Annotated in this window: 5 protein-coding genes and 1 pseudogene; 3 read left to right on the forward strand and 3 right to left on the reverse strand. The window is 58.7% G+C overall.

Going from position 1 to position 2,648, the window contains the following annotated elements; genetic code table 11:
- On the forward strand, positions 1-235 hold a 235-nt coding region (locus tag JCM19049_RS11320), incomplete at its 5' end, for an acyl-CoA dehydrogenase family protein (RefSeq protein ID WP_279403042.1).
- A gap of 128 nt (positions 236-363) precedes the next feature.
- On the opposite strand, the gene JCM19049_RS11325 is transcribed toward JCM19049_RS11320, so the two are convergent.
- From JCM19049_RS11325 to JCM19049_RS22635, 3 genes and pseudogenes are all read right to left on the reverse strand, one after another.
- A complete protein-coding gene (locus tag JCM19049_RS11325; RefSeq protein WP_054821648.1) occupies positions 364-573 on the reverse strand; it encodes a hypothetical protein in 210 nt (69 codons plus the stop codon).
- A 211-nt stretch (positions 574-784) separates the two neighbouring features.
- Positions 785-1,024 (reverse strand): hypothetical protein, encoded by a 240-nt coding sequence (locus tag JCM19049_RS20465; RefSeq protein WP_279403043.1) that lies wholly within the window; start codon positions 1,022-1,024, stop codon positions 785-787.
- Between the two features lie 57 nt (positions 1,025-1,081).
- Positions 1,082-1,321: pseudogene (locus tag JCM19049_RS22635) on the reverse strand (hypothetical protein); the annotation flags it as partial.
- Between the two features lie 197 nt (positions 1,322-1,518).
- On the opposite strand from JCM19049_RS22635, the gene JCM19049_RS11335 reads away from it, so the two are divergent.
- Both JCM19049_RS11335 and JCM19049_RS11340 read left to right on the forward strand, forming a co-directional pair.
- Positions 1,519-1,983, forward strand: a complete 465-nt coding sequence (locus tag JCM19049_RS11335; protein ID WP_054821649.1) for a hypothetical protein — start codon at positions 1,519-1,521, stop codon at positions 1,981-1,983.
- A gap of 359 nt (positions 1,984-2,342) precedes the next feature.
- Entirely contained in the window at positions 2,343-2,570 is a 228-nt protein-coding gene (locus JCM19049_RS11340) for a hypothetical protein (RefSeq protein ID WP_279403044.1), read from the forward strand.
- The last annotated feature ends 78 nt before the right edge of the window (positions 2,571-2,648 follow it).

Genomic DNA, 2,648 nt, shown 5'->3' on the forward strand with positions numbered 1-2,648 from the left:
CGCGCTGGACGCCAAGGCTCCGGATGCTGTCCGGTTGTGTGCCATGGCCAAACGAATGGCCACAGATGCGGGTTTCAACGCCGCGAACAGCGCCATCCAGCTGCATGGCGGCTACGGCTACCTCAGCGAGTATGGCCTGGAGAAGATTGCCCGCGACCTGCGGGTGCACCAGATCCTGGAGGGCACCAACGAAATCATGCAGTTGATCGTGGGGCGTTCGCTGATCGAGTCCTAGACCGCACGTGGGCTGAAGCGGGGCTGGCCCCGCTTCGCGAAGGCCGTTCGAAGAGCTCCCCTGTGCCAGCATGCGCGCGTGCCGGAACCTCGTTGCCCGCAGGATTCTTGGTGCCGCCACACCCGGTTCTATAGCCAGAAGCTTGGCGACTGGAGGATGCGCTCAAGCAGTTCCTGAATTTCCTGCGCCCGATCTTCCCAATATGCGGAGCCGAGTAGGAGGTCAAACTCCGATTCTCCGGCACGTTGGGCGAACTGGTCGCGGTAATCTTCCAGTGCATTGGACAGGTCGTCGAATTGATCTTTGGTCAGGGTGAGCTGGAGGGTGGTTTTTGGCATCTGCTGATGGTCCTTTCGTCGACTTCCGCGTTGTCTGGGTTGCTCCTTCGCGTCTGATGTTGTTGGAAACCTGAAATGCCCCGCAAAGAAGCTGATCCGCTTAGAAGCCATCCGCTCATTGGTACCTCCGGCAAGCGCGGGCGGGCGCTTTGGCAAAGAACCGCTTCGCGCGGTTGCCGGAGGTTGGAATGACGCTCTAGCGAACTTCAGCTCAAGAGGCGGTATGAGCCGTGGCCGCAGCCTTGGTGCCCGAGGAAGATGGGGCTTTCGGCGAGGTAGGCGTCGACGTGTCGATTTTCTCTACGCTTCGAATCATTCCATGGAGAAATTTGGCCGCTGCGGTGCGTTCATCCGCGGTAAGGCTTTCCACCGCTTCGAGCATTCGCTGATGCATGGGACCAAGAGTTTCACGCACCTCCTGATCCGTGTGCTTGGTGGGCATGATCGCCACCGACCTGCGGTCCTCGGGGTGCACCACACGCTGTGCATAGCCGTCGCGGCACAAGCGGTCAACCAGTGCCGATACCGAGGCGTTGGAGATCTCCAGTTCGCTGGCAAAGTCCTTTTGGCGCAGTATCCGCCGGATTGATGGGCCTTGAGCAGGAAGCGCAGGGCGAGAAGATCCGTTTCGCCCATTCCCATGGAGTCCCTGGTTGCCGCCCGCATTTTGCGTTCCGCACTTCGATAGCGGCGTAGCAGGTTGAGCAGATCGATCGGCGTGGTTTCCTCGGACCCTTGCGGGTACCAGTAACCGCTGCTTTGAAGTGCGCTCATCGGGGCCTTTCTACTGGAGAGCTGGGTTCTTTAGACCTTGGGATCTACCGGCCAGTCCGTTTTTTCAATCTCCAGCTTGATACATCACAATCTTACATATAGCCTTTCTAACAGTTAGATAGGCTAAGTGTTATTTTACTATGGAACATCCCGATACACGAGGAGTGAGACATGACAACGAATCATCTTGAGCACCTGGATCACCCTCCGGCCGGGAAGGCCTGGTCACGCAAGTTGTCCGAAGTGGCCCGCTATGCCCGCTACCAGTGTGGGGGACGGGCAGACGTGCATTCCTGCCAGTGCGCAATCACCGGTGACCCGGGTCAACTGGTCATCAATTTTGCGTGCACCGCGACGGACGAGCGATACGTTGCGGATTTGGTGCAGTTCGTCAATGACGAACTTCTGCCACAGCTGGAACAAGTCATCGGCATTCAATTTGAGGTGCGGAACCTGCAATTTGCCGTTCAGGGTCAGCATCCCGCCCCCGCCGTGGCGGCAGGGCGGGCGGCCCAGGCTGGCACTGCCGAAGCGGGCTGGCTAATTGATCCCTTCTCGACCGGTGAACAGCCAATTATTGCCTCCCCGGCCCTGCACAGTGACGCAACGCAGGCACAGAAGAAGATCCTCAACTAAGCGCACTGCTTCAAACGGTGATTTGCCCGGCGGACGCGAGTCAAAAAGTGACCACAGGCGCTCCGCAACGCTGCCGTCCAGACCGCAGTGCAGTGTTTGTAGATTTCTGAAATTAGTCGTTCTTAGAGATAGGGAACCAAGACATGCCTGGTCGTATCATCAGAACACAGACTGCGCAGCGGGTAGCGCAGGTATTGGCAACAAACAAGGGCAAAGAGTATTTGGGGCTCTTCGGGTGGAAGCCGGAGTTCCCATTGTGATGACTCAGGCTCAGAATCATTGGCTGATGCCATGGGCCTGGCCTCCATCCATGGCCGGGCAGTGTTTATTGCATGATTGATCGGCACGCGGATGAATTGATGATGCTGCACCTGAGCACTCAGCAGCCGGATCTTCGGACCGTTGGTGCGATGCCCCAGGAGATGGGGATGGGTGAATTTTTCGGGAGGCTTACCCAGGTTGATGGCGCCATGACCTTCCGGGTGCCGCAGTGGAAGTACTCGGTCGTGGCGCACAAGGTACCTTCCCACGAAGTCTTTCGCGAGGTCGTGTCCCAACGGGGGTACCGCTTTGCCAGCATGCGCTAGCAGGACCGCCTCAAGCCTTGATGCTGACCCGCGCCTGCCCGGTCATCGCCCGCGGCCCCGGTCTGCTGCGTTGAGCGC

The sequence above is a fragment of the Arthrobacter sp. JCM 19049 genome (genome assembly GCF_001310435.1).

Excerpts from the sequence above, each read along its gene's own strand:
- JCM19049_RS11325 (WP_054821648.1), bottom strand. The coding sequence starts at position 573 with ATGCCAAAAACCACCCTCCAGCTCACCCTGACCAAAGATCAATTCGAC.
- JCM19049_RS11335 (WP_054821649.1), top strand. The coding sequence starts at position 1,519 with ATGACAACGAATCATCTTGAGCACCTGGATCACCCTCCGGCCGGGAAG.
- JCM19049_RS11340 (WP_279403044.1), top strand. The coding sequence starts at position 2,343 with ATGATGCTGCACCTGAGCACTCAGCAGCCGGATCTTCGGACCGTTGGT.